The sequence below is a fragment of the Streptomyces sp. 5-10 genome (genome assembly GCF_014712245.1).
Classification (GTDB): Bacteria; Actinomycetota; Actinomycetes; order Streptomycetales; family Streptomycetaceae; genus Streptomyces; species Streptomyces violaceusniger.
In genome coordinates this window covers 1-4,773 of the sequence record NZ_JACVYG010000148.1, presented here as the reverse complement: position 1 = coordinate 4,773, position 4,773 = coordinate 1, and the positions used below count along the sequence as shown (strand labels likewise).

2 protein-coding genes are annotated in these 4,773 nt (G+C 72.1%); both read right to left on the bottom strand.

Features of this window, described 5'->3' with window-relative positions; genetic code table 11:
- On the bottom strand, nt 1–1,872 hold a 1,872-nt coding region (locus IEJ02_RS47440), incomplete at its 3' end, for a type I polyketide synthase (protein ID WP_191070451.1).
- 17 nt (nt 1,873–1,889) lie between these two features.
- Nucleotides 1,890–4,773, bottom strand: a 2,884-nt coding sequence (locus tag IEJ02_RS47435) for a type I polyketide synthase (protein WP_223865608.1), incomplete at its 5' end; no start/stop codon positions are given.

The following is a 4,773-nucleotide window of genomic DNA, read 5'->3' as shown; positions in this document are numbered from 1 at the left end:
CGCCACCTCCACCGCGAACAAACCCGCCTGCGCCCACACCGTCTCATCCAGCAAACCCTGGTCATCACCCCACAACACCTCACGCAGCGAACCCTCCAACACACCCTCGAACCCGGCACACACCTCATCGAACGCGGAGGCGAACACCGGAAACGCCCCATACAACTCACGACCCATCCCCAGCCGCTGCGCACCCTGACCCGCGAACACCCACGCCGACAGACCACCGGCAACCCCGACCACGGCATGCGCCGCAGGTTCACCGGCCACCACCGCCCGCAGACCACCGACCAGTTCATCGCGGTCACGGCCGAAGACAACCGCCCGATGCTCGAACGCGGCGCGCAGGACCGCGGACGAGTAACCCACATCCACCGGCTCCAACAACGGCCCGGACTCCACGAACTCAACAAGACGCCCCGCCTGCGCCACAAGAGCCGGGGCACTACGCGCCGAGACCACCCACGGGATCACCGGCAGGTCCCTCCCACCACCGGGCTCCGTGGACGGCTCCTCGACGGCGGGAGCCTCTTCGAGGATGACGTGGGCATTGGTGCCACTCAACCCGAACGACGACACCCCAGCCCGCCGCGGACGCCCCACAGCCGGCCACTCCCGCGCCTCCGTCAACAACTCCACCCCACCCGAGGTCCAATCCACCTCCCGCGACGGCTCATCCACATGAATCGTCCGCGGCAACACCCCATGCCGCATCGCCTCCACCACCTTGATCACACCCGCCACACCAGCAGCCGCCTGCGTATGACCCACATTCGACTTCAACGACCCCAACCACAACGGACGCCCCTCCACACGCTCCCGCCCATAGGTCGCCAGCAGAGCCTGCGCCTCGATCGGATCCCCCAACCTCGTCCCCGTCCCGTGCGCCTCCACCACATCCACCTCGGACGCCGACACCCCCGCGTTCTCCAGCGCCCGCCGGATCACCCGCTGCTGCGACGGACCATTCGGCGCCATCAACCCATTCGACGCACCATCCTGATTCACCGCCGAACCACGCACCACCGCCAACACCCGATGCCCAAAACGCCGAGCATCCGACAAACGCTCCACCACCAACACACCCACACCCTCACCCCAACCCGTCCCATCAGCCCCCGCGGCAAACGACCTGCACCGACCATCAACCGACAACCCGCGGTCCTGGCTGAGTCCGACGAAGGCGGTCGGGGTGGCCATGACCGTCGAGCCCCCGACGAGGGCCAGGGAGCAGTCGCCGCTGCGCAGGGCGTGGGCGGCCCAGTGCAGTGCGACGAGGGAGGACGAGCAGGCCGTATCAATGGTCACGGCCGGCCCTTCGAGGCCGAGCTTGTAGGCGATCCGGCCGGAGGCGGCGCTGGCGAGTCCCCCGGTGCCGCCGCCGGAGGGGTAGTCGTGGTAGACGACCCCGGCGAACACGCCGGTACGGCTTTCCTTGAGGGAGAGCGGGTCGATGCCCGCACGCTCCAGCGCCTCCCAGGACACCTCCAGGAGGAGCCGCTGCTGCGCGTCGGTCTCCTTGGCCTCGCGGGGGCTCATCTTGAAGAAGTCGGCGTCGAAGCGGCCCGCGTCGTGGAGGAATCCGCCGTGCCGGGTGTACGTTTTGCCCGGCGTCGACGGGACGGGGTCGTAGAGCCCCTCGATGTCCCAGCCGCGGTCATCCGGGAACAACGTGATGGCTTCGGCGCCGGCCGCCACCAGCTCCCACAGGTCCTCGGGCGACGCGACCCCGCCCGGGAAGCGGCAGCCCATCCCGATGATGGCGATCGGCTCGTGCCGGACCGCCTCGGCCTCGCGCAGGCGTCGCCTGGACTTCTGCAGCTCGGCGGTCGCGCGCTTGAGGTATTCGCGCAGTTTCTCGTCGTTCTCCATTGATCCTCCCTCCCGGTTCAGGACGCGCCGAGCTCGCTGTCGAGCGCTTGGAACAACTCCTCGTCGCTGGCCGTCGCGAAGTCGTCGCCGGGTTCCCCGGCGGCCCGCGGGGACGTGTCCGCGTCCCGCCAGTCGCGCAGCACGGCCTCCAGCCGGGCCGCGATCACGGCCCGTTCCCCGGGGCCGAACCCCGAGAGCGAGGCGCCGAGCTGTTCGATCTCGGCCAGCACCGGCTGGACGGCGTCCGCCGACGCCGGTTGGAGTTCGGCGGCGAGGAACGCCGCCGCGGCCCGTGCGGCCGGGTGGTCGAACACGAAGGTGGCGGGCAGCCGCAGACCGGTGGCCGTGTTCAACAGCCTGCGGAGCCGGACAGCGGCCAGGGAGTCGAATCCGAGTTCCTGGAAGGGCCGGTCCGGTTCGACCGCGGCGATGGACGAGCTGCCGAGCACCGTGGCGGCGTGAGTGCGGACGAGGTCCAGCAGGACGCGTTCCCGCTCCGGCTCGGTCAGCTCTTCCAGGCGCCTGCGGAGCGCGCGCCCGCCGTCGTTCCGGGGACCGGCCTGGGACGGGACCCGGATGAGCACGCGGAGCGGCGCGGGCAACCCGTCGGGCCTGGCGCGCAGCACCGCCCGGTCGAGCCCGATCAGTACGAGCACCGTATCCGGCACGCCGAAGGCGGCGTCGAACAGATCCAGGCCCTCCTCCGCGGTCAGCGGAACGACACCCTCCTGTTCCGGCGCCGTCTCCCAGGGACCGAAGACGAAGGACCTGGCCGGCAGGCCCAGAGACCGCCGGTGCGCGGCGAGGGCGTCCAGGTGGGCGCTCGCAGCGGCGCGGGCAACCCGGCCCGCCCCGTGCATCAGCCCGGTGGACGAGGAGATCATCACGAAGGCGGCGAGGTCGCGGTCGCGGGTCAGCTCGTGCAGGTTCCACACCGCCTCGGCGGCGGAACCGAAGACGGCGTCGAGTCGCTCCCCCGTCATCGCCCCGATGGGCCCGTCCCCGTCGGTGGCGTCCGCCGCGTGGACCACGGCGACGAGAGGATGCGATTCCGGGACAGCCGCCACGAGCGCGTCCAGCACCGCCCGGTCGGAGATGTCGCAGTCGGCGGCCGACACCTCGGCGCCCCGCCCGGTGAGTTCGGCCTCCAGTCCGGGGTTCGGCGGGCCGGTGAGCAGCAGACGCCGGACGCCGTGCACGGCGACCAGGTGCCGGGCGACGAGCGCACCCGCCCCGGTCGTGCCGCCGGTGACCAGCACCGTGCCCGGCGTCGTCCAGGGCACCGGGACGTCCGCCGCGGGCTCCGCCTTCGCCAGCCTCGGCACGAGCACCTCACCGGCGCGGACGGCGACCTCCGTCTCCCCCGTCGCGAGCGCCGCCGGGAGCTCCCGGTCCGCGTCACCGGCTTCGTCCAGGTCCACCAGGACGAACCGGTCGGGGTACTCGCTCATCGCGGCACGGACCAGCCCCCAGACCGGCGCCCGGCCCGGGTCCACGGGTTCGCCACCGTCGGCCGCGACCGCGTTCCGCGTGACCACGACGAGCTTCGACGTCGCGGACCGCTCGTCCGCGATCCAGTCCTTGAGCAGCGCCAGCATCTCGCCGAGCGCAGCGGGAGCCGGGGCGACGGCGAAGTCGGGCACGGCCTTCCCGGACAGGGCGGTCTCATGGGACGACCAGGTGAAGTCGGTGAGCATGGCCCCAGCCTCGGCGGCCCCCGGCGCCGGCACCCACTCCAGGCGCAGCAACGACACCGGACGGGTGCCCGCCGCGGAGCCGAGTTCGCCCGCCGACACCGTCCGCGACTCGACCGAGCCAATGGAGATCACGTGTCGTCCGCCGGGCTCGGACAGCGTGATCGCCACACCGCCGTCCCCATGGGGTGCGACGTGCGCGCGGAGCACCGCCGAGTCCGTGGCCTGAGCGACCACGCCCCGCCACGCCGACTCCAGTTCGGCGCCGCCGCCTAAGCGGGAGAGCTGGACGGCCGCGTCGAGCATCGCGGGATGCAGGACGAAACCGTCCCGGTCGGCGTCCTCCGGGAGCGAGATCTCCGCGAAGAGGTGCTCACCGCGCCGCCACACCGCGTTCAGCGCCTGGAAGGTCGGGCCGTGCCCGTAGCCGATCTCCATCAGCCGCGCGTGGACGCCCGGCACGTCGATTTGCTCGGCTCCGCGCGGCGGCCACTCGGCCGGGACCTCCGGCTCGAACTGCGGCTCACTCGCCAAGACGCCGGCGGCGTGCCGGCGCCACGGAGCGTCGTCCTCGCCGCCGCTGTCCGCACGCGAATAGATCTGGACCGTCCGCTCCCCTGACGGGCTGGCGGCGCCCACGACGACGCGGACCGCAAGCGGCACGTCGCCGGACAGCGGCAGCGGGCTCTCCGCGACGAGTTCCCGCAGCGCGTCGCAGCCGACCTGGCGGCCCGCGTGGAGCGCCATCTCGACGAGCCCGCTCCCGGCGAATGTCACCGTTCCGAGCACGTCGTGATCGGCGAGCCATGGGTGCCGCGTCACCGAAAGCTGCCCGGTGAGGACGACCGCGCCCGTGTCCGGCACCGCCACGACCGCGCCCAGAATCGGGTGCCCGGCACCCTCGAGACCCATGACGGCGAGATCCCCGCCAAGGGCGTCCGGCATCTGCCAGTACCGCTGCCGCTGGAACGGGTAGGTCGGGAGATCGGTGAGACGGGCACCCGTCCCGGCGAAGAACGCCGCCCAGTCGACAGCGATCCCGTTGGCGTGAAGCCGGGCCAACGCGGTGACGACGGCGTACGTCCCCTCCTGACTCCGACGCGCAGCGGGCACGGCCACCGCATCATCCACGATCTGCTCGACCATCGAAGTCAGCGCCGCGTCCGGCCCGACCTCGAGGAACGTACGCACACCCGCTTCCGCCACA